This is a genomic window from Guptibacillus sedimenti (genome assembly GCF_028610665.1).
In the GTDB taxonomy this organism is placed as follows: Bacteria; Bacillota; Bacilli; order Bacillales; family Guptibacillaceae; genus Guptibacillus; species Guptibacillus sedimenti.
This window is the reverse complement of the sequence record NZ_JAQQWV010000005.1, coordinates 21,271-40,491: the sequence shown is the minus strand read 5'-3', so window position 1 is coordinate 40,491 and position 19,221 is coordinate 21,271. Positions and strand designations below refer to the sequence as shown.

Below are 19,221 nucleotides of genomic sequence, written 5' to 3'. Positions count from 1 at the left end.
TAACTGTTTCCTGCGTTACAATGGACAATGGAGTCTATGCAGTTAAAGAGAGGATGCCATCATTGAAAATGAAGCGTTTTTTGTTCTATGTAGTTGGGTTATTCGTATTAACAGCTGGGATAACATTAACCATCAAATCAGATATTGGTGCGGGGGCCTGGGATGCCCTTAATGTTGGATTATCGGAAACAATCGGATTTACAGTTGGAAGTTGGGTCATTATTGTAGGGATGATCTTGATTATTGTAAACGCTATTCTAATGAGAGCGTGGCCGGATTTCTTTGCACTCATTACAATTATTGTTACAGGTATATTCATTGATTTTTGGTTATTAACATTATTTGCAGATTGGACGATTTCTGATGTTTTCATAGCATACGCTATTTTTGCAATTGGAATGATCTTGGTAGGACTTGGAATTGCAATTTATCTTCAAGCGAAATTCGCCGTTATTCCGATTGATGGGTTAATGCTTGCGATTCATCACAAAACAGGTCTAAGCATTCGAACTTCAAAAACAATTGGTGAGTTGATTGCCCTACTTGCCGCTGTTATTTTAGGAGGGCCGATCGGAATCGGTACCCTGGCTATTACATTTGGTATTGGTCCACTTGTACAGTTTTTCTATCCTACTTTTGAAAAAATGAACGCTTAAGCGTTCGTTTTTTTTATATAGGAAGAAACATTAATGACGTCTAAGGCTTTAAATATCTCACTTTGTTGGATAAAAGAAAGGTTTCTAGAAAAAAATACGGATATGAGTCTGAATCATTCGTAATGAACAGTTGCCAACAAAGGAGAATTAAAATGAAGAAATTAGTCTTAATTATCCTACTTTTAACCTTTATCTCGCCACTGAATTCCTTAGCTGCCGAGGGGAAGAAAGCAGGAAATAATCAATCGCTACAAGTTCCAGATTCGACGGTCAATATTTCAAAGGAGAACACATACCCGAACCCAGCCCAAGATTTACCCACTTTACAGCCGAGTGAGCTAACAAAAGAATTGACTGGCTCCGCTGAAGTTCGTATCGAAAATCCTGAGCTAATTCAGATATTAAATGACTCCTCAATTTCGCCATCTAAGCTTGCGATTGGCTATCGTGCGAGCATCTATCTCGGCAAGTGGGCACTCAATTATGACTCTGCTGAGACAAATGTTAATTGGCAATATAAGCAGGCGAATGTGAACCGAGTGGACAATAGAGGTGGAAGTGGTCCAGTTCAAATGACATACCGTCAAGAAGAAGAGAAAAAAGTAAACGGCGGACTAACTGCCTCAATTCCTGACAGTGAAGATGTAAAAAAAATGATGATGATGAAGGCTTCTGAAAAAACGAAGCTATCTCTTTCTTTTCAAACAATGATTGGTAAAGATACGAAAAAAGGGAATGTTTATAACGTTGGTCCAAAGCATTATGGCACACTAACAAGTTTTGTACCTGCTGTGAATGAGAAAGGCAAAGTAACCTATGGTGAAGTGTATCTTGTGTTAAAAGGAAGCAAAATGAAATTGGAAGTACGAAATGTAACACAGCAGGGAATTGGGGCATGGATCCCTGTTCAGGATTATTTAAGTTTTGAATTTAATACTCGTCAGTAACCAGCAGAAATGCTGGTTATTTTTACGAAAAAGCACAATTTTTTTGAGATTGGGGATAATTACCTGAGAGAGTTGTAAGGTAATGCGGATAGAAAGCAGATCAAACTTCACAAACTAAATAGGAGGGTAGAGAAGGAGGGGTTAGATGAGGATAGCTTTATTAACAATTGTTCTATTTGTGGGCACGATGACTGGAGCACATGCGATAGATAATGAATCGCATGATTGGTATTTTAAACGTAGTAAAAATCATGCACCCGCTACGACAGAACGTGAATTTCAAGAAATGCTAAAACCGTATGATAGTTATTTTATTGGTGAGTCAGAGAAAAAAGAGCTATATATGACGTTTGATAACGGATATGAAAATGGTTATACAGATGAAATCTTAGACGTTCTAAGAAAAGAAGAAGTACCTGCAACTTTCTTTGTAACGGGACATTACTTGAGAGATCAACCTGATCTTGTGAAGCGAATGGTGAAAGAGGGGCATCTTGTTGGAAATCATTCTTGGAGCCATCCAGATATGACGGCGATTTCTGATGATAAAATAAGGACCGAGTTACGTAAGGTTAAAGAGGAATATGCTCGTTTAACGGGAGATGAAACGATGCAATATTTACGACCGCCGCGTGGGGTTTTTAGCGAACGATCACTCGCAATTTCTCACGAAGAGGGATACCATAACATCTTCTGGTCACTCGCTTATAAAGATTGGGAAACGAATAAGCAAAAGGGTAGTCAGTATGCATATGACTCCATCATGAAACAGGTGCATCCCGGCGCCATCATGCTACTTCATACCGTTTCAAAAGATAACGCAGAAGCTCTTGAAAAGGTGATCCAAGATCTAAAGAAAGAGGGCTATACGTTTAAGAGTCTTGATGATCTTGTTTTGAAGGAAAAACTGCCGACTATGCCTTAAGAAAGACTGCCAGCGATGGCAGTCTTTTGCATGTGGTTTGGGAGAGGGATGCACTTCAATGTACAACTAGTAATCAAGTGTGGTATTTGCGATAATATACAGGACATGATGAAGGGGGCGGTATCGTGTGGGCTGAGAAAATATTTCCTCAAAAACCGTACAATGTGAATCGACTTTTCCGAAGGTTAAACTTAGATCCGCTTCAGTGCGTGGATGATCATAATCAAATCCTTAAAGTTCCGTTAATCATACATCAAGAAAAAGATGTTTATTCTGTTCAGTTCATTGGAACAGACGTACAACCTTGCTTTGAGATAAGTGGAAAAGATGTTAGCAAAAAAAACGAAGCTGTTACTCGCATAAACCAAATGTTTGACTTTCAAATGGATACGCCTAGTATCACTTCAACATTAAGAAAAACAAATATTCATTCATTAGTCGACGATTATATAGGTATGCCTATTATTTGTGAGCCAGATGTGTACAGTGCTTTACTAAAGAATATTGTTCATCAGCAGCTTAATATGAAGTTTGCTTATACACTAATGTATCGCTTTGTGACGCGTTATGGTACTAGAGTGGATGACGTATGGTTTTATCCTAACCCCGAAGTTGTAAGCAGGCTTAAGGTAGATGAGTTGAGAGAGCTACAATTTAGTAAAAGAAAAGCGGAATACGTGATTGGAATTGCCGAGAAGATGCTATCAGGCGATCTTGATTTGGAGAAGCTCTATGCACAAACAAATAATGAAGTGTATGATGAGTTGCTTCCAATCAGAGGTGTTGGCCCGTGGACAGTTGAATGTGTCCTTCTTTTTGGTTTAGGAAGAAAGGATATTTTGCCAGCAGGTGATGTAGGCATTCAAAATGCTCTCATGAAGTGGTATCAACTACCAACGAAGCCGTCAAAAGAAGAAGTACAGGCTTATAAAAAGAAGTGGTCACCGTATGCGAGCTATGTTTCCATGTATTTATGGGAAAGCTTAAGCGGTTAAATAGAAGGAGAGATTTTGTTGGATAACAAAAAGGTGAAAGGGACAGGACTTACGAACGGTCAAACCATTCCTTTAACAATTAAGCGACTAGGCATAAACGGGGAAGGTGTAGGATTCTTTAAGAGAACGGTTGTTTTTGTACCAGGAGCACTGCCTGGGGAAGAAATTACAGCTGAAGTGACAAAAGTTTTCCCTAACCGAGCAGAAGCCAAAGTAAAACGGCTTCGTAAAAAGTCAAAGGATCGTGTTACTCCTCCATGTCCTGTTTATGAAGAATGTGGTGGATGTCAGCTGCAACATATGAGTTATCAGGCTCAATTACGTGAGAAGCGTGATATCGTGATTCAGTCGTTTGAGCGGCATGCAAAATTAGGTGAAAACGATTTAACTATAAAACCCGTTATCGGAATGGAAGATCCATGGAATTATCGAAACAAGAGCCAGCTACAGGTTAGAAAGCAAAAAGGAAAGGTCATTGCGGGGTTATACGGCGCGGGTTCTCATGAACTTGTTGAACTGACAAATTGCCTCGTTCAACATCCTGAAACAAATCGCGTTACACGTCAGGTTGTAGACATTCTACAAGATTTAAACATTTCAATTTATCATGAAAAGAAGCGAAATGGTCTTGTTCGGACCATTGTGACAAGAGTGGGGTTTGAAACAGGTCAAATTCAACTTGTTCTTGTTACTTCAGAAGAAACGATTCCTAGAAAAGAATTGTTAATGAAAGAAATTAAGAAAAGACTGCCAGAAGTTAGATCCGTTATTCAAAATGTAAATGGGAAACGAACTTCGCTAATATTTGGTGAGAAAACTCTTTTATTAGAAGGAGAAGAAGTGATTCAAGAGTCATTAGGTGATTTGAATTTCGAATTATCTGCTCGTGCTTTCTTCCAGCTTAATCCACTTCAAACCGTAAAACTATATGATGAAGTGAAAAAGGCTGCTGATCTTACAGGTAACGAAAATGTCATTGATGCTTATTGTGGTGTGGGTACAATTGGTCTTTGGCTTGCTGAGGAAGCCAAAGAAGTAAGAGGAATGGATGTCATCAAAGAGTCAATTGATGATGCAAGGGAGAATGCTCGAAGACACGGGTATGAGTCAAAAATGACTTATGATGTTGGAAAGGCAGAAGAAGTTGTACCGAAGTGGATCAAAGAAGGGTTTAAGCCAAATGTTATCGTGGTGGATCCACCTAGAACAGGTTGTGATGACACTTTATTAGCTACGATGGTGAAAGCGAAAGCAGATCGCATTGTTTATGTATCGTGTAATCCTTCTACTTTGGCCAAAGATGCTAGCTACTTAATGAAAAAAGGATATAAGCTAGAGCAATTGCAACCAGTTGATATGTTCCCACAAACCTCTCATGTAGAAGTGGTATCGGTTTTCAAGAAGAAACAGCGCTAAAATTGTCAGTGGCGTCGTTTCGACTGAAAAGCGAAAGTAGTCATCAACAATTTCCACAGAGTTATGCACACGTTGAAGAGAGTTTACAAGCGTTACTAACAGATTTATCAACATTATCCACAAAAAATGCGGATGTTATCAACAGTTCTAGATGTTAATAAATTTTCCCGTTGTGGCGAGGATTATGAAACATTGTCCACATTATTAACATCGTGTGGATAACATGTTGTTAACTTCAGAATTGCATGTTTGTTCTGAATTTGAAAAGGGACCAGTGCGGTCCCTTTTTGTGTTATTTGTTTTTCTTGTTACGCTGATCTGCTGCTCGTGCTCTTTCTGCTGCTTTCGCATCAGCTGAATCGAATTCACTTGCGAATTCTACATCTTCGTTTTGTGCTGATGGAATTGGGTTTTTAGCTTGACGTTTTTGTTTACCTTCTGAATAATTTGGACGTTTTGCCATCTTAATCAGCTCCTGTAAATGTGTTTGGAGAGGTTCTCTCCAGTCATTAGGATGGCTTTTTATCAGTTAAATATTCATATTTACTTATGACCAGCCCTGTCAGCGCGTTTAAATTCACGTCCAAAAAGTACGTCTTGTGTTTTGGTTAACGTCATTTTCGATTCTTTGTTATCTCTACCTTTCCGTTTATCCACAATAATCCCTCTCTTCTTTAAGATGGTACTAGCATTGCCATCCAAAAAAGTTCTATGCACATGTGGACAAAGAGCGTTCGCAAACTATTCTAACCAAAGTGAAATGAAAAAAAGTTCCTTTGTAAGGAACTCATGCTTCCATTTGAACTTCAACAGACTCTAGTCCTTCACGCATTACATGAAGATGGTAGTTGTCGCGTTCGATTTCATATAAATGATATGACTTTTCTCCAGAATTGATTTTATGATAAACTTCTGGCCATTTGTCATCGGCTTTTTCAACATAAGGAATTTTTTCAGCTGCTTTTTGCGACCGCGTGTTTTCCTTGTTGATTCTCATAAAAATGGTTTTGATTTGCTTATCAAAAAACAACTCGTTGAAAAAGGCTTCTTTTGCAAGTTGATTGTACCCTTTACCATGATAAGGAGTTCCGATCCAGGTGCCGAGAAATCCAGTTTCTTGTTCAATATCATATAAATTAATCGTACCGATTGGATTACCCCATTCATCTAGAATGGTTCGAGAAACAAGCTCCCCCTGTTCCTCCGCTTCAATGAGTTGTTTGGTTAAGAACAAATATTCTTCGTAAGAGCTTGCTTTATGACGCACGAATGGGAAGACAGATGGGTCAACCATCAAGTCAAATAGCACATGACATTCCGACAGGTCACGATGTTTAATCATGAGTTTCCCTCCTGTCGAGGGCAGACGAATCCCCACCCTCGAATAATAGTATGTTGAATTATTATTCGGGGTGGGAATCGAACCCACTAGGACCAGTCATTGCTGGTGGCGCACCAATTGCCTTCCCATATTCAGATATGAAGTTGTTAGTTCATTTTATTTTAATTACAAAAGTATCATACTCGATTTATTCAAAAAAAGATACTAGTTTTTCGCGTATTTTTCTCTGTAAAATGTAAACTTTTTTTAAGCCTCAACGTGACAGGAAAACCATAGTAATTTAGCGAATAATTTCCCCGTTAATCATGGTTAAAAGAGGGCGGGCATCATACTGAAAAGGATGGTTGGACCAGAGTACTAAGTCGGCATCTTTTCCGACTTCAATGCTTCCAATTCGATGGTCAACGCCAAGACTTTTTGCGGGGTTAAGGGTAATTCCTTCAATGGCTTTTTCTTCACTTAATCCTTCTCTTACCGCAAGTGCAGCACAAATATTTAAGTATTGGATCGGGACGTAAGGATGATCTGTTGTAATCGAAACTTCAATTCCGTGACTATTTAAGATTCCATAAGTAGCCCATGTTTTATTTTTAAGTTCAATTTTAGATCGTCTTGTCATTGATGGTCCTACGGTTACCTTTAAGTTTTGTCCGCTAAGTTCATCGGCAATTAGATGTCCTTCTGTACAATGTTCAATTCTAAGATCGAGATTAAATTCCCGGGCGAAGCGAACGGCTGTTAAAATGTCATCTGCACGATGAGCATGAATTCTTACTGGGATTTCTCGATTTAGTGCCGCCATAATAGGGGCAATACGCGGATGCTCTTTTTGTTTTGAGCGACTAGCATCGTAAAATGCTTCACGGAGTAAACCCATAATCCCCATTCTTGTGATGGAGTCATTGTTTGAGTGGCTGTGCACACGCTTGGGGTTCTCGCCGAGAGCGATTTTTAGACCAGCCGTTTCTCTTACAATCATTTTCTCTACATTTTTTCCATTTGTTTTTAAAACGGTTGTTATGCCTCCGATAATATTAGCGCTTCCAGGCATTACCTGAACAGCGGTGACACCAAAAGCGATGGCATCTTTAAATCCGACATCAAGCGGGTTCACACCATCCAGTGCTCTCACGTGTGGTGTTAGGGCTTCTACCGTTTCATTTGCATCATTTCCAGCCCAGCCTGTTCCTTCATCATAAAGACCTAAATGTGTATGGGCATCAATAAACCCTGGAAGTAGATGATATCCTTTCCCGTCAATAACTGTCATTGTAGGTTCCTCAGGTATAGATGGGGATATTTGATGGATAAGACCGTCTTTTACGAGAACATCAGCACAGGGTAGTAATGGGGAAGCAACCGGATAGACGCGAGCTTGCTTAAATAAAATTGTCATCTTATTCACCTATTATCTATTAGTTTTAATGTTTGACATAGCCGTTATTAGGTTTTTATATAGTATAGCCATTATCGTGAAAGGTTGCTATATAATCGAGTGTAGACAGCGAAGAATTATTTTAATCGGCTTTAAGGGCATTTCTAAGTCTTGGTAAGTTAGAAAAAAACCTGCTGATATTATACCAGCAGGTTCTCGAGAGCATCTTTTAATTTAATATAGCGGAAAGGGTAGCCGAGTTCTTTCGCTTTTTGTGGTAGGACACATTGACCTTTTAACACAATTCCACTCTTTTCTCCTAAAGCAGCCTGCACTGGCGCTTCTGGAACAGGCATCCAGTGTGGTCGATTCAGTACTTCACCGACTGTTTTACCAAAATCATTCATTCTTTTGGGTTCAGGTGCCGTGACGTTTAATGGTCCTTGAACTGATTCGTGATCGACGGCAAATCTGATCATTCCAACAACGTCCATGATATGGACCCAGGAATACCATTGACGTCCGTCTCCAAGTTTTCCACCCATAAATAATTTATATGGGAGTACCATTAATGGAAGTGCACCTTCTTCGCCAAGAATAACGCCAAAACGAGCAAGAACTGTTCTTACACCATGGTTTTGTGCTTTCATTGCTTCATCTTCCCATTTTCTTGAAACATCAGCTAGAAAATCTGAGCCGGGCTCTGTATCATTTTCCGTAAATGATTGATCAAGAGAGGAGCCATAAAATCCAATCGCCGAAGCGTTTACAAGTACGCGAGGTTTTTGATCAAGTTTCTCTATGATTGAAGTGATCTCTCTAGTTGCGGAAATACGACTATCGAGAATACGTTGTTTCCGCTCTTCTGTCCATCTTCCACTATTGATCGACTCGCCGGCTAAATTAATAAAAGCATGAACATTTGGCAGTTCTTTTTCTGGCTCAGCGTCGTCCTGCAACCATTTCACATATGTAACACCTTTTTTAACAGGTTTGTTTGCAGGATTACGTGTTAGGATATACACAGAATGCCCATCATTAACAAATGACTCAGTTAGAGCGCTTCCGACAAAACCTGTTCCTCCGGTGATCGCAATGTTCATATTATTTTCCTCCTAAGCGTGCGCGATGTACTTCTAATACTTCTTTACCCATAATCATAATCCTTTAATCAAATGCTCAAACTTCATGGCTAATTTCAGAAAGTGCTACAATGGAGCTGGAGGTGAGTGCATCGTGAAGGTTACACGAATAACGACTCAGAAAAATAATAATGAGCGTTTTTCAATATTTATTGATAAAGGATCTGGTGAAGAGTTCGGTTTCGGAGTGGATCAAGATGTTTTGATTAGCTTTGGTCTCCGAAAAGGTGTTGAATTAAGTGACGAAATGCTTGAAGGCATTCAGTTTGAGGACCAGATAAAAAAAGGCATGAATTACGCTTTGAATTATCTATCTTACCGGATGCGCTCAGAAAAAGAAGTGAAAGATTACCTTCTAAAAAAAGAGGTACCAGAAGAAGCATTTCCTAAGATAATTGAAAAGCTTAAACGCTATGGCTATATAAATGATCTTGAGTTCGCCATTGCATTTGTAAGAACCAAGATAAATGCGGGTGGAAAAGGACCGTATGTTATTGCACAAGAACTTAACCAAAAAGGGGTTACGAAACCAATGATTGATCAATCACTTGAAGAATACTCTTATGAACAGCAGCTTGAGATTGCTAAAAATTTAGCTGAAAAGAAAGCGTCAAAGCTTAAGAAGTCATCAGCAACGGAGCAAAAACAGAAAGTGAACCAGGAGCTGAGAGCGAAAGGATTCGACCGAGATATTATTCAAGAAGTGATGGAGCAAATCAATTTAGATAAGGGCGATAACGAAGAATGGGAAGCCCTCGTTATGCAAGCTCAAAAAGCCGAACGTCGCTACATTAAGCTAGGACGTAGAGAATTTGATCAAAAGATGAAGCAGTTTTTGTATCGTAAAGGATTCCCATTTCCATTAATTAATAAGTACCTTGAAGAATTTAACGATCAATAAAAATTTCTTTCTGCCCCTTATCTTCTTCAATGATTTGTTTTGCTTTCTCTAAAGCGGATTTTAATCTAGTGGGATCAGATATATGGTTCGAATGAGACCAGAAAGGCGTATTCATTCCACCCATATAGACTGCCGTAGCGCTTACACCAGTGCCTTCAAGTTCTTTCCACAGGCTCTCTGTAAATCCTCTCACAGCGTATTTCGAGGCCACATAAACAGATTCATGTTTCTTTCCTTTCAAGCCTGCCGTCGAGATGATATTCATAATGCGACCTTTCCTTTCTTTTAATATCGGCAGAAAGGCTTGGGTCGTGAAAATCGTCCCTTTTACATTAGTATCTATGACATGATGAATGTCTGAAATCGTCGTCTCTTCTAACGAACCGAATGTCCCTATTCCGGCATTATTCACAAGAAGATCAATGCTAAGATCATCTTCTTTCAGTTTCTTTGTCAAATGCGCTAGATCATCAGGGTTTGTTATGTCGCATTGGTAGCTCAGACATGTCGCGTTTTCTTTCTCGATATGCTGACAGATAGAGGTAAGTTTTTCTTTTGTTCTTCCTACTAATACCATACGATTTCCTTCTTTTGCCCAGCGCTTTGCAAGTTCAGCGCCTAGGCCAGACCCAGCACCCGTAATTAAGATGGTTTTCATAGTAAATCACTCCTTGATGTAAGCGTAGCATATTTTTGTCAGGAAGCAGAAAATAAACTATACTTGGGGGAAGAATAGAGTAGTGGAGGTTAAGGATGGAAAAGCGTTTCAGTGAAATGAGTGAGCAGGAATTACGAAGTGAAATAGCACTTCTTAGTGAAAAAGCACGTCGAGCTGAACAGATGGGAATGGTGAATGAATTTGCTGTTCATGAACGCAGAATAGCCCTTGCAAAATCCTATTTAATAAACCCTGAGAACTTTGCTCCAGGTGAGAAGTATGAAATAGATGGCGACCCAGGTTCAACATTTACAATCGACTATATGAACGGAACGTTTGCCTGGGGATATCGTGAGGGAAATAAGGAAATAGAAGCATTCCCTATCTCGATGCTCATTAAAAAAGAGCAGCAGTAATGCTGCTCTCTTCATTTCTAAGATCGTTTTCGCGTTTGCACTTGAAGAACGATATCGTTATACGTTTGCTTTGATTGTCCATTTACCTGATTGTGCGCGTGTTTTGGGTTTGCAGTTGGAGATTGGAATGGATCCTCATATTTCGGGTGAAGCTGATTTCGGTTATTTTTACCCATAGCTGCTGCCTCCTATATGAGAAAATTATCCCTGACGGTTGCCCGTACGATTAGATGCGCTCATGCGCTCCTGTGGATGAGTGTTAATCGATCCGTCAGCTCGTTTCGATGCATATTCTTCTTTTGCGCGTGGTTCTCCAGAAAACTTTGCATCTGGAAAACCGGTTTTTTTGTTTCTCATTTTTGTGCGCCCCTTTCCAATATCGTGTTGTGAAGCAGGCACACATTTAGTATGCGAATCAGAACGTTATGTTATGTGTGATTTATTAATTTCTACATTGAAAGTACAACATGAAAGGAGCATGCCTCATGGAAGATCTATTTCAAAGGCTTACTCATAACCTTCTTGAGAAAAACGATCATCTTTCTTACGGACAGGCAAGAACAATGGTGGAATTACTGTGGGAGGACTTTGAATCATCAAGAGCGAAGGCTGGAAGAGAGTATAAAGGTCAAGATGTAACTGAAAAAATCGTGAAACAGTGGATTGATTATTATGGTCCAGTTCTTCATGACTTTATGATGAATAATCCAAAATACAAAGGTTATTTTGGAGACGATAGAAGCATAAAGCACTAAATAGAAACCGGCTGGACAATTGTCCAGCCGGTTTCTTATATAATCCTCCAACGAGTCACTTAGCAGATCAGTCGACAGCAGGATCCAATTTTTTTCTAAGCGTGTCTTCACTGTATACCCAACCTGTATAGGAGCTAGTGATTTCAAGCTGATCTTCCATCTGTACAACGGCAACAAAAGGATAGTGACCTTTATTGCGATAGCGAAGATCGATAAATCGCACCTCGTATCCCACTTCTTTTTCTTCAATTTCCCATCGATATACGGGTGAAAAAGAGAGGAAAGCACTCAAGTTCGGGTCTTCTTTTGCAGATTCGAGTACAGGCGTTTTCGGAACGGGAACCCGTTCAAATTCATCTTGAACGTGTATGGTCGTTCCTTCAGCACGGGCGACATAGAACTGTGTTTCAGATTTAACTGCAATGTGCCATCTACTCCAACGAATTGTAGGAGAGACAATGACTTCCACGGCATCAGGAATTCGTTCTCTAACAGCACGAATCACTTTTTTCTGTTCTGAAATCCTCCATAGATAATAGAGAATGAGAACGCCGTATATCGCTAAAAAGGTGAAACCAGGATTTGCACCAATGTACCATAGAATCAGACCAGCAATATGGCTGAGGAAAATAAATGGGTCAAAGATATTTATGACGCCAAGTGCAACCCATCTATTGGAAAATGGTCGAATGGCCTGTGTTCCATAAGCATTAAAAATATCGACAAACACATGAATGAAGACGGCAAGAAATGTCCATAACCAGAGATGAAGCCAGTTTGTTTCAGGATAAAAAAGCATGATACCACTACTAATAATTATGGGCCAGAGAAGGACGGCAGGAATCGAGTGCGTAATCCCTCTGTGATGGCGTATATAGACAGCGTTATTTTTTAATTTTAATACTGTATCAAAGTCTGGGGCCTGCGATCCGATTAGCGCCCCAATTAGAACGCTTTGTGCGGTAATAGGGTCCTGCGCAATAGCTGGATCTAAAGTTGCGAGAGCTCCAATCCCCAGTCCCATGACCACATGTGTCCCAGTATCCATAGGGTAAGATCCTCCTTGTGAAGCAAATCGATTAACTTGCCAATATCGCATAAAGTTTAGCGTTCTCTCTTTAGTTATACCCAATTAAAACAAATGTGAAAAGTTAAAAGGTGAATGATAAGGTATGATGAGTTATTATATGTGATAGATGAAGGTGGAGGAAGTTAAAAGTGAATTTTAATCGTTCTTTAATACCATTTACTATATCATATCGGAGAGTTGATGCATGACAAAGAAAGTGACAGACCTTTTACATTTATTTGACGAACAAAAATTCCAACAAGATCTTATTACTTGGTTTAAAAAAGAACAGCGGACGCTTCCATGGCGTGAAAGTAAGGACCCTTATCGGGTGTGGGTGTCTGAAATCATGCTACAACAAACAAGGGTCGATACGGTCATCCCTTATTACGAGCGGTTTATGAGCCTTTTTCCTACCGTTTATGCACTTGCAGAAGCTGAAGAAGCAGACGTATTAAAGGCATGGGAAGGGCTTGGATATTATTCAAGAGCACGAAATCTCCAGAGTGCTGTTCGCGAAGTGGCAGAGTCGTATAACGGAATCGTACCCAATGAACCGAAGGAAATTTCTGAATTGAAGGGTGTAGGTCCTTATACAGCGGGTGCAATTCTAAGTATTGCTTACGATATCCCGGAACCTGCGGTCGATGGGAACGTCATGCGTGTTCTATCAAGAATTATTGGGATATGGGAAGATATCGCAAAACCCTCAGCTCGCAAGACGTTCGAAGAAATAACACGTCGAATTATTTCAAACGAGGACCCATCATCATTTAATCAAGGAATGATGGAGCTAGGGGCAATCGTATGTACCCCACGATCTCCTTCTTGTCTCTTATGTCCGGTACAGGAGCATTGTAGAGCTTTTGCGGAAGGATCACAAGAAGAGCTGCCGATTAAATCAAAGAAAAAAGCTCCACGCCCTGTCCCAATAGCGGTAGTAGCACTTGAAGATAATTCAGGTAAATTTCTTGTTAGGCAGCGACCGGAAACAGGCCTTCTAGCAAGCTTATGGGAATTTCCAAACGTTGAACTGAGTGAAGGATCAAAAGAGGATCAGCTTAAAAATCATATATGGGAAGAATACCAAATCGATGTTGAAATTGAGAAAGAGTTAGCTACTTTTAATCATATTTTTAGTCATCTAAAGTGGCAATTAACCGTGTATAAAGGAACGTATGATGGTGAAATTTCTCCTAAGAACTTTAAAATGGTAGAGAAAAAGAATTTGAGGAATTTCGCTTTTCCCGTTGCTCATCAAAAAATCACACAAATGGTTCTAGAAGGAGAGGAATAATTGTGGAGTTGAATTTAGAAAATAAACGCGTTTTAATTACAGGTGGTTCAAAAGGCATTGGGAAATCGATTGCGAAGGCATTTTATGAAGAAGGTGCAAAGGTAGGTATTTGTGGAAGGAATCGCGAGGATCTTGAGATGGCGAAAGATGAAATTGGCCCGAACCTTGCTTTATTCGAAGCGGATGTAACAGATGAAAGAAAACGTGTGCAGCTATTGGATTCATTTATAATGGAATTTGGTTCTATTGATATCCTCATTAATAATGCTGGAGGAAGCAGTGGAGGGGCGATTATGGAAACAAATCTCTCTGAATTTCATAAGGCGATGGATCTGAATTTCTATTCAGCGGTTCACCTCAGTCAACTATCAGCAGAAAAAATGAAGGAGCTGGGTGAAGGAGTGATTGTCAATATTTCTTCGATCTTTGGTCGGGAATCTGGCGGCAAGCCAACTTACAATAACTCAAAAGCAGCCATGATTAGCTTTACAAAAGCAATGGGTGATGAATTAATTCAAGATGGTGTGCGGGTAAATGGCGTAGCACCAGGGGCGATTCTTCATCCTTCAGGAAATTGGCAAAAGCGCAAGGAAGAAAATCCAGAAAAAATTGCTCAGTTTGTGGAAAAAGAAATTCCAGGTGGGAGATTTGGTACACCTGAGGAAGTAGCAAATGCCGTCGTTTTTCTAGCTTCTGACAAAGCCTCCTGGATCGTCGGTGCTACCATCACAGTAGATGGTGGCCAATCAAAGTCTAATTTTTAAAGATGTCAAAAGCCCTCCGTGAGTATCCGGAGGGCTTTTGTTTATTATTTTAATCAGGCATAAAGGCAGACAACCCACCACGTTGTTCAATTTCTTTCATGATTTCTCTATGAATTGCCAGGCCTTCACTGTTTAAATAAGGTGCAATTTGCTGCAAACTGTGGTGAAAAAAAGAAAGCTCCTGGTCAGCCCAATCCTTTTTCGCCATCATGGATAGCTCAGTCATATCTCGATGATCCATTTAAGATCCTCCTTTTCAATTATATTTTGCTACAGAAATGTATGTAGTATGAAGGGAAGTTTTGAGAAACCAAGAGAGGATTTTTTATTTTTTGAAATAGCATACATAAGAATGTCTGATCTGGTTATTCTATTGTTTGTGGGAGGTGATAAGCCATGGCAAAGAAACCAGGACAAACTCAAGCTGGTACAAGTATTCAACACGTAAAACAGCAGAATCAACAAGCTTCTGCAGGACAAGCAGGTCAGCAACAATACGGTGCTGAATTTGCAAGTGAAACGGATGCTCAAGAAGTGAAAGCTCGCAATGCGAAGTCTGCTCAAAACAAGCAGCAAGCATCTGCAGGACAAGCAGGTCAGCAACAATACGTTGCTGAATTTGCAAGCGAAACGGATGCTCAGCAAGTGAAAGCTCGTAACGCAAAGTCTGCTCAAAATAAGCAGCAAGCATCTGCGAAGAACAACCAGCAGCAACAATAAGAGAACTTCCCATGCAGGGCTGACTTAGTCAGCCCTGTTTTTCTTTCAAATGGTTAAAAGCGATAGGGACCGATAGGGATTTTAACGAAAACATCGAAACACTTACTAGAAGAAAGGAGGGTTTATATGTGTGGACGCTTTTCCTTAACAACAGAACTCGACGTTCTACTAGAACGGTTTCAAATTGAACAGACAACTATTGTAGGCTATGAGCCAAGGTTTAACATCGCGCCATCTCAACAAATTCCAGTCGTTATTCGAGCAGGGCATTGCAATCGAATGGGAACATTAAGGTGGGGGTTAATTCCTTTTTGGGCAAAGGATGCTTCGATGGCATCCAAATTGATCAATGCAAGGAGTGAAACGGCAGATCAAAAGGCAAGTTTTAAGCACGCACTTAAAAAGCAGAGATGCCTGATCTTATCCAATGGCTTTTATGAATGGAAACAAACAGAAAATAGGAAAGTACCTATGCGAATTCAAGTAAGAAAAGGTGAGCCGTTTGCAATGGCTGGATTATGGGAAAAATGGGATGATGGTAAGCGAACACACTATACGTGTACCATTTTGACGACTGAAGCAAATGTTCTAATGGAAGAAATACATAATCGAATGCCTGTCATTTTAACAAAGGTAACGGAAAAAATTTGGCTTGATTCTTCTGTGAATGATGTAGCCGAATTAAACCAGTGCATGAAGCCTCTTGCATCTTCTGAGATGAATGCTTACGAAGTTTCCACAATTGTCAATTCACCTAAAAATGAAAAGCCTGAATGTATCATACCTATTTAAGCTGCTTTCCGTTACAGGGTGAAAGAGCTCAAGATTTTTGTTTTTGACAAAACCTCCTACTTCTCTACAGAACTTTCCAAAGGTATTTCATCTCACATATGGAATTTGTTTGCTGAAGATGTTTCGTATATGTGAGTTAACACGTTTAGTTTGAAAGGAGAAGGTTAGATGACTGAGTTTGATGAGCTTATTCAACAACAGCTCAGGCTTGCCGATCAGATGATTTATACTAGGGAAGAAATACAGAAGTTAGAAGAGACGTTATGTGGGTCGGATGAAGCGATGAAAACGATTATTGTAGAAAAAAAAGAACGGCTGTTGCATTTGGAAGAAGAGTTTGAACGACTGATTGAGAATGTCATCTCTACCTTTGAAAATACACCAATTTATTAATAGCAATTAAGGTGCCATTCAATTCGAATGGCGCTTTTATTTTAATTTTATTTTGTTAAGCGTTATAATGGAGAAGAATATAGATGAGATGTAAGAAATTTGATGATAGCCATGTATTGAACGGTAAGAAAGAATGGATACTGTGAGTCTGCCTATATGCTAGAGGCATTCATCGTTTTCCGGAATTTCTTAGGAAAGGAGAAGGAGATGAGTTTCCCAACGACCGGGACGAGAATTCAAATTCAAAGTTACAAACATCGCGGTACACTTCATCGTACTTGGGAAGAAAGCATCGTACTGAAAGGTACCTCAAAAGAAATCATTGGGGGTAACGACCGCATTCTCGTGACAGAAGCTGATGGAAGGCAATGGCGTACGCGTGAACCTGCGATTTGCTATTTTAGTGCAAACCACTGGTTTAATGTCATTGGAATGATTCGGACGGATGGACTTTATTACTATTGTAATTTAGGTACACCATTTACGTACGACGAAGAGGCGTTAAAATATATTGATTATGATCTTGATATTAAGATCTACCCTGATATGACCTTTAAACTTCTTGATGAAGATGAATATGAAGCACACCGCGAAGAGATGAATTATCCCGAAGCCATTGACCGCATTATACAACAAAATGTAAAAGAGCTGATGAACTGGATTCATCAGCGTAAAGGACCATTTGCTCCAGGTTTTGTGGATCAGTGGTACGAACAGTTTCTCCAATATAGGTAAGAAAAACCTGTTGAATGTTTTTCAACAGGTTTTTGCATGATATTAAAAAGCACGTGAATAGCTAAAGGATGATGCCATCTGGGTAGTATAAAAAGATACATGACTTTCGTGAGGCCATATAAAAAACAAATTGGAATTACAATTGGAATCGGAATAGTAAAGTTTGGAATTCCTCTTCTCCTGCCATTGATTTTAAAGTATGTCATTGATGATATTATCAATGCAGAAATGCCAGCTGGGGATAAATATGAGCAACTTCTATGGTTGATGGGAGGAGCTTTTTTCCTATTTGTGGTTGTCAGACCACCAGTAGAATACTTCCGTCAGTATTACGCTCAATGGATTGGAAGTAAGATTCTTTATGATATAAGAGATAAATTATTTTCTCATATTCAACAATTAAGTTTGAAGTTCTACTCTAATAACAAAGCAGGCGAAATCATTTCAAGAGTAATAAATGATGTGGAACAGACAAAAACATTTGTGATTACGGGGATGATGAATGTTTGGCTTGATCTCATTACGATCGTCATCATTATTGGTATATTATCGTTTATGAATGTCTGGCTTACGCTTGCAGCAATTGTTCTTCTTCCTCTGTATGGACTTTCAGTTAAGTTTTTCTATAAGCGACTTCGGGACTTAACGAAGGACCGCTCACAAGCACTTGCAGAAGTTCAAGGTCACCTTCATGAACGAGTTCAAGGGATGTCAGTGATTAGAAGTTTTGCCCTGGAAGATTATGAACAAGATCAATTTAACAAAAGAAATACGAATTTCTTAGAACGAGCACTTGATCATACAAGGTGGAATGCCAAAACGTTCGCTGTCGTTAATACAATTACGGATGTAGCGCCTCTTATTGTTATTGCCTTCTCTGCGTACCTTGTAATTTCAGGAGGACTTCAAATTGGTGAGATGGTAGCCTTTGTAACTTATATGGATCGCCTATATAGTCCACTTAGACGTTTGGTAAACTCCTCTACAACACTAACGCAATCCATTGCTTCAATGGATCGAGTTTTTGAATTTGTTGATGAGAAATACGATATTGTGGATAGAGAAGATGCTCGAAAGTTGAGTAACGTTCGAGGAAATATACAGTTTGAAGATGTTTATTTCAAATACAATGAAAATGATCTTCCTGTTCTAAAAGGAATTGATCTTGATGTAAGGGCTGGGGAAACCATTGCTCTCGTTGGTATGAGCGGAGGTGGGAAATCGTCTCTAGTTAGTTTGATTCCTCGTTTCTACGAGGTAACAGGTGGTCGAATTCTTATCGATGGCACGGATATTCGGGATTACGAAGCAAGAAGTCTTCGTGACAATATCGGAATGGTTTTACAGGATAATATCTTGTTTAGTGAATCGGTTCGAATGAATATTATGATGGGAAATCCGAATGCTTCTGAAGAAGATGTCATACGTGCAGCAAAAGCAGCCAATGCGCATGAGTTTATTAACAGCCTTCCGGAAGGTTACGATACGCCAGTTGGTGAACGCGGTGTGAAATTATCCGGAGGACAAAAGCAAAGGATTGCCATCGCCCGTGTCTTTCTCAAAAATCCTCCTATCCTCATTTTGGATGAAGCGACGTCAGCTCTTGATCTTGAGAGTGAACATCTTATCCAGGAGGCGCTCGAAATACTTGCAAAAGATCGAACAACTTTCATCGTAGCGCACCGTCTTGCAACAGTGACGCATGCTGATCGAATTGTTGTCGTTGAAAATGGACAAATTTCTGAGAGTGGAAACCATCAAGAACTGATGAAACAAAAAGGGTCATACCATAATCTGTTTCAAGTACAAAATTTATAATGATTCATCAAAAAGCATCTATTTTAGATGCTTTTTTTGTTTAATTATGCACATTATCGCGTAAAAGCGACAAAGAAAGACAGAAAATTACCTCAATATACGTTG

At 39.6% G+C, this 19,221-nt stretch carries 25 protein-coding genes; 15 read left to right on the top strand and 10 right to left on the bottom strand.

Annotated elements, in window-relative coordinates; all coding sequences use genetic code 11:
• Nucleotides 1-68: 68 nt before the first annotated feature.
• The 5 genes from PQ578_RS18125 (at nt 69) to rlmD (ending at nt 4,939) form a co-directional block, all read left to right on the top strand.
• A complete protein-coding gene (locus tag PQ578_RS18125; protein ID WP_273836019.1) occupies nt 69-656 on the top strand; it encodes a YczE/YyaS/YitT family protein in 588 nt (195 codons plus the stop codon).
• Nucleotides 657-808: 152 nt separating this feature from the next.
• Entirely contained in the window at nt 809-1,603 is a 795-nt protein-coding gene (locus PQ578_RS18120; RefSeq protein ID WP_273835839.1) for a YfkD famly protein, read from the top strand.
• 145 nt (nt 1,604-1,748) lie between these two features.
• Nucleotides 1,749-2,528 (top strand): delta-lactam-biosynthetic de-N-acetylase, encoded by a 780-nt coding sequence (pdaA, locus tag PQ578_RS18115; RefSeq protein ID WP_420541590.1) that lies wholly within the window; start codon nt 1,749-1,751, stop codon nt 2,526-2,528.
• Nucleotides 2,529-2,653: 125 nt separating this feature from the next.
• The gene (locus PQ578_RS18110; protein ID WP_273835838.1) at nt 2,654-3,523 is read left to right on the top strand and encodes a DNA-3-methyladenine glycosylase family protein; all 870 of its coding nucleotides are present in this window, start codon (nt 2,654-2,656) and stop codon (nt 3,521-3,523) included.
• A gap of 15 nt (nt 3,524-3,538) precedes the next feature.
• Nucleotides 3,539-4,939 carry a 23S rRNA (uracil(1939)-C(5))-methyltransferase RlmD gene (rlmD, locus tag PQ578_RS18105; RefSeq protein ID WP_420541589.1) on the top strand — a complete coding sequence of 467 codons (1,401 nt, stop codon included), beginning with the start codon at nt 3,539-3,541 and terminating at the stop codon, nt 4,937-4,939.
• 292 nt (nt 4,940-5,231) lie between these two features.
• Here rlmD and PQ578_RS18100 read toward each other — a convergent pair whose 3' ends face one another.
• From PQ578_RS18100 to PQ578_RS18080, 5 genes are all read right to left on the bottom strand, one after another.
• Nucleotides 5,232-5,402, bottom strand: a complete 171-nt coding sequence (locus PQ578_RS18100; RefSeq protein WP_205689130.1) for a YfhD family protein — start codon at nt 5,400-5,402, stop codon at nt 5,232-5,234.
• 80 nt (nt 5,403-5,482) lie between these two features.
• Nucleotides 5,483-5,596 carry a YfhE family protein gene (locus PQ578_RS18095; protein WP_098446293.1) on the bottom strand — a complete coding sequence of 38 codons (114 nt, stop codon included), beginning with the start codon at nt 5,594-5,596 and terminating at the stop codon, nt 5,483-5,485.
• Nucleotides 5,597-5,726: 130 nt separating this feature from the next.
• Nucleotides 5,727-6,281 carry a GNAT family N-acetyltransferase gene (locus PQ578_RS18090; RefSeq protein ID WP_273835835.1) on the bottom strand — a complete coding sequence of 185 codons (555 nt, stop codon included), beginning with the start codon at nt 6,279-6,281 and terminating at the stop codon, nt 5,727-5,729.
• Nucleotides 6,282-6,561: 280 nt separating this feature from the next.
• Entirely contained in the window at nt 6,562-7,677 is a 1,116-nt protein-coding gene (locus PQ578_RS18085) for an amidohydrolase (RefSeq protein WP_273835834.1), read from the bottom strand.
• Nucleotides 7,678-7,856: 179 nt separating this feature from the next.
• Nucleotides 7,857-8,759: a TIGR01777 family oxidoreductase gene (locus tag PQ578_RS18080; protein ID WP_273835832.1), complete on the bottom strand. Its 903-nt coding sequence runs from the start codon at nt 8,757-8,759 to the stop codon at nt 7,857-7,859.
• A gap of 133 nt (nt 8,760-8,892) precedes the next feature.
• Here PQ578_RS18080 and recX point away from each other — a divergent pair, with 133 nt between their 5' ends.
• Nucleotides 8,893-9,699 carry a recombination regulator RecX gene (recX, locus tag PQ578_RS18075; RefSeq protein ID WP_273835831.1) on the top strand — a complete coding sequence of 269 codons (807 nt, stop codon included), beginning with the start codon at nt 8,893-8,895 and terminating at the stop codon, nt 9,697-9,699.
• Here recX and PQ578_RS18070 read toward each other — a convergent pair.
• Nucleotides 9,686-10,357: an SDR family NAD(P)-dependent oxidoreductase gene (locus PQ578_RS18070; protein WP_273835829.1), complete on the bottom strand. Its 672-nt coding sequence runs from the start codon at nt 10,355-10,357 to the stop codon at nt 9,686-9,688. The two genes, recX and PQ578_RS18070, sit on opposite strands and share 14 nt — an antisense overlap.
• A 95-nt stretch (nt 10,358-10,452) precedes the next feature.
• Here PQ578_RS18070 and PQ578_RS18065 point away from each other — a divergent pair, with 95 nt between their 5' ends.
• Complete coding sequence (locus PQ578_RS18065) at nt 10,453-10,773, top strand: YfhH family protein (RefSeq protein ID WP_098446300.1); 321 nt, start codon at nt 10,453-10,455, stop codon at nt 10,771-10,773.
• A gap of 17 nt (nt 10,774-10,790) precedes the next feature.
• Here the strand turns inward: PQ578_RS18065 and PQ578_RS18060 are convergent, their stop codons facing one another.
• Together PQ578_RS18060 and sspK are read right to left on the bottom strand one after the other, a co-directional pair.
• On the bottom strand, nt 10,791-10,949 hold the full coding sequence (locus PQ578_RS18060; RefSeq protein WP_224883550.1) for a YpzG family protein: 159 nt from the start codon (nt 10,947-10,949) through the stop codon (nt 10,791-10,793).
• 25 nt (nt 10,950-10,974) lie between these two features.
• The gene (sspK, locus tag PQ578_RS18055; RefSeq protein WP_098446303.1) at nt 10,975-11,130 is read right to left on the bottom strand and encodes a small, acid-soluble spore protein K; all 156 of its coding nucleotides are present in this window, start codon (nt 11,128-11,130) and stop codon (nt 10,975-10,977) included.
• A 128-nt stretch (nt 11,131-11,258) separates the two neighbouring features.
• Between sspK and PQ578_RS18050 the strand changes: the two genes are divergently transcribed.
• On the top strand, nt 11,259-11,528 hold the full coding sequence (locus tag PQ578_RS18050; protein ID WP_159781055.1) for a YfhJ family protein: 270 nt from the start codon (nt 11,259-11,261) through the stop codon (nt 11,526-11,528).
• A gap of 67 nt (nt 11,529-11,595) precedes the next feature.
• On the opposite strand, the gene PQ578_RS18045 is transcribed toward PQ578_RS18050, so the two are convergent.
• Complete coding sequence (locus tag PQ578_RS18045; protein WP_273835826.1) at nt 11,596-12,576, bottom strand: metal-dependent hydrolase; 981 nt, start codon at nt 12,574-12,576, stop codon at nt 11,596-11,598.
• A gap of 226 nt (nt 12,577-12,802) precedes the next feature.
• Here PQ578_RS18045 and mutY point away from each other — a divergent pair, with 226 nt between their 5' ends.
• Nucleotides 12,803-13,894 carry an A/G-specific adenine glycosylase gene (gene mutY, locus PQ578_RS18040; RefSeq protein WP_273835825.1) on the top strand — a complete coding sequence of 364 codons (1,092 nt, stop codon included), beginning with the start codon at nt 12,803-12,805 and terminating at the stop codon, nt 13,892-13,894.
• 2 nt (nt 13,895-13,896) lie between these two features.
• Nucleotides 13,897-14,658 (top strand): SDR family NAD(P)-dependent oxidoreductase, encoded by a 762-nt coding sequence (locus PQ578_RS18035; protein WP_273835824.1) that lies wholly within the window; start codon nt 13,897-13,899, stop codon nt 14,656-14,658.
• A 49-nt stretch (nt 14,659-14,707) separates the two neighbouring features.
• Here the strand turns inward: PQ578_RS18035 and PQ578_RS18030 are convergent, their stop codons facing one another.
• A complete protein-coding gene (locus PQ578_RS18030) occupies nt 14,708-14,899 on the bottom strand; it encodes a hypothetical protein (RefSeq protein WP_098446309.1) in 192 nt (63 codons plus the stop codon).
• A 155-nt stretch (nt 14,900-15,054) separates the two neighbouring features.
• On the opposite strand from PQ578_RS18030, the gene PQ578_RS18025 reads away from it, so the two are divergent.
• From PQ578_RS18025 to PQ578_RS18005, 5 genes are all read left to right on the top strand, one after another.
• Nucleotides 15,055-15,378, top strand: a complete 324-nt coding sequence (locus PQ578_RS18025; RefSeq protein ID WP_273835823.1) for a gamma-type small acid-soluble spore protein — start codon at nt 15,055-15,057, stop codon at nt 15,376-15,378.
• A 126-nt stretch (nt 15,379-15,504) separates the two neighbouring features.
• Nucleotides 15,505-16,170: an SOS response-associated peptidase gene (locus PQ578_RS18020; protein WP_273835822.1), complete on the top strand. Its 666-nt coding sequence runs from the start codon at nt 15,505-15,507 to the stop codon at nt 16,168-16,170.
• Nucleotides 16,171-16,338: 168 nt separating this feature from the next.
• Nucleotides 16,339-16,563 carry a hypothetical protein gene (locus PQ578_RS18015; RefSeq protein WP_273835820.1) on the top strand — a complete coding sequence of 75 codons (225 nt, stop codon included), beginning with the start codon at nt 16,339-16,341 and terminating at the stop codon, nt 16,561-16,563.
• A gap of 207 nt (nt 16,564-16,770) precedes the next feature.
• Nucleotides 16,771-17,298 carry a nucleoside tri-diphosphate phosphatase gene (ntdP, locus tag PQ578_RS18010; protein ID WP_048313631.1) on the top strand — a complete coding sequence of 176 codons (528 nt, stop codon included), beginning with the start codon at nt 16,771-16,773 and terminating at the stop codon, nt 17,296-17,298.
• Nucleotides 17,299-17,397: 99 nt separating this feature from the next.
• Nucleotides 17,398-19,116 carry an ABC transporter ATP-binding protein gene (locus PQ578_RS18005; protein ID WP_142329621.1) on the top strand — a complete coding sequence of 573 codons (1,719 nt, stop codon included), beginning with the start codon at nt 17,398-17,400 and terminating at the stop codon, nt 19,114-19,116.
• Nucleotides 19,117-19,221: the final 105 nt, after the last annotated feature.

Bases quoted from the DNA above. Each gene is read 5' to 3' on its own strand.
- PQ578_RS18100 (WP_205689130.1), bottom strand. From the start codon at position 5,402: ATGGCAAAACGTCCAAATTATTCAGAAGGTAAACAAAAACGTCAAGCT.
- PQ578_RS18120 (WP_273835839.1), top strand. From the start codon at position 809: ATGAAGAAATTAGTCTTAATTATCCTACTTTTAACCTTTATCTCGCCA.
- PQ578_RS18015 (WP_273835820.1), top strand. From the start codon at position 16,339: ATGACTGAGTTTGATGAGCTTATTCAACAACAGCTCAGGCTTGCCGAT.
- PQ578_RS18020 (WP_273835822.1), top strand. From the start codon at position 15,505: ATGTGTGGACGCTTTTCCTTAACAACAGAACTCGACGTTCTACTAGAA.
- PQ578_RS18030 (WP_098446309.1), bottom strand. From the start codon at position 14,899: ATGGATCATCGAGATATGACTGAGCTATCCATGATGGCGAAAAAGGAT.
- mutY (WP_273835825.1), top strand. From the start codon at position 12,803: ATGACAAAGAAAGTGACAGACCTTTTACATTTATTTGACGAACAAAAA.
- PQ578_RS18050 (WP_159781055.1), top strand. From the start codon at position 11,259: ATGGAAGATCTATTTCAAAGGCTTACTCATAACCTTCTTGAGAAAAAC.
- PQ578_RS18065 (WP_098446300.1), top strand. From the start codon at position 10,453: ATGGAAAAGCGTTTCAGTGAAATGAGTGAGCAGGAATTACGAAGTGAA.
- PQ578_RS18060 (WP_224883550.1), bottom strand. From the start codon at position 10,949: ATGGGTAAAAATAACCGAAATCAGCTTCACCCGAAATATGAGGATCCA.
- PQ578_RS18025 (WP_273835823.1), top strand. From the start codon at position 15,055: ATGGCAAAGAAACCAGGACAAACTCAAGCTGGTACAAGTATTCAACAC.
- pdaA (WP_420541590.1), top strand. From the start codon at position 1,749: ATGAGGATAGCTTTATTAACAATTGTTCTATTTGTGGGCACGATGACT.
- PQ578_RS18085 (WP_273835834.1), bottom strand. From the start codon at position 7,677: ATGACAATTTTATTTAAGCAAGCTCGCGTCTATCCGGTTGCTTCCCCA.
- ntdP (WP_048313631.1), top strand. From the start codon at position 16,771: ATGAGTTTCCCAACGACCGGGACGAGAATTCAAATTCAAAGTTACAAA.
- PQ578_RS18070 (WP_273835829.1), bottom strand. From the start codon at position 10,357: ATGAAAACCATCTTAATTACGGGTGCTGGGTCTGGCCTAGGCGCTGAA.
- PQ578_RS18090 (WP_273835835.1), bottom strand. From the start codon at position 6,281: ATGATTAAACATCGTGACCTGTCGGAATGTCATGTGCTATTTGACTTG.
- PQ578_RS18080 (WP_273835832.1), bottom strand. From the start codon at position 8,759: ATGAACATTGCGATCACCGGAGGAACAGGTTTTGTCGGAAGCGCTCTA.
- PQ578_RS18005 (WP_142329621.1), top strand. From the start codon at position 17,398: ATGACTTTCGTGAGGCCATATAAAAAACAAATTGGAATTACAATTGGA.
- sspK (WP_098446303.1), bottom strand. From the start codon at position 11,130: ATGAGAAACAAAAAAACCGGTTTTCCAGATGCAAAGTTTTCTGGAGAA.
- PQ578_RS18125 (WP_273836019.1), top strand. From the start codon at position 69: ATGAAGCGTTTTTTGTTCTATGTAGTTGGGTTATTCGTATTAACAGCT.
- PQ578_RS18045 (WP_273835826.1), bottom strand. From the start codon at position 12,576: ATGGATACTGGGACACATGTGGTCATGGGACTGGGGATTGGAGCTCTC.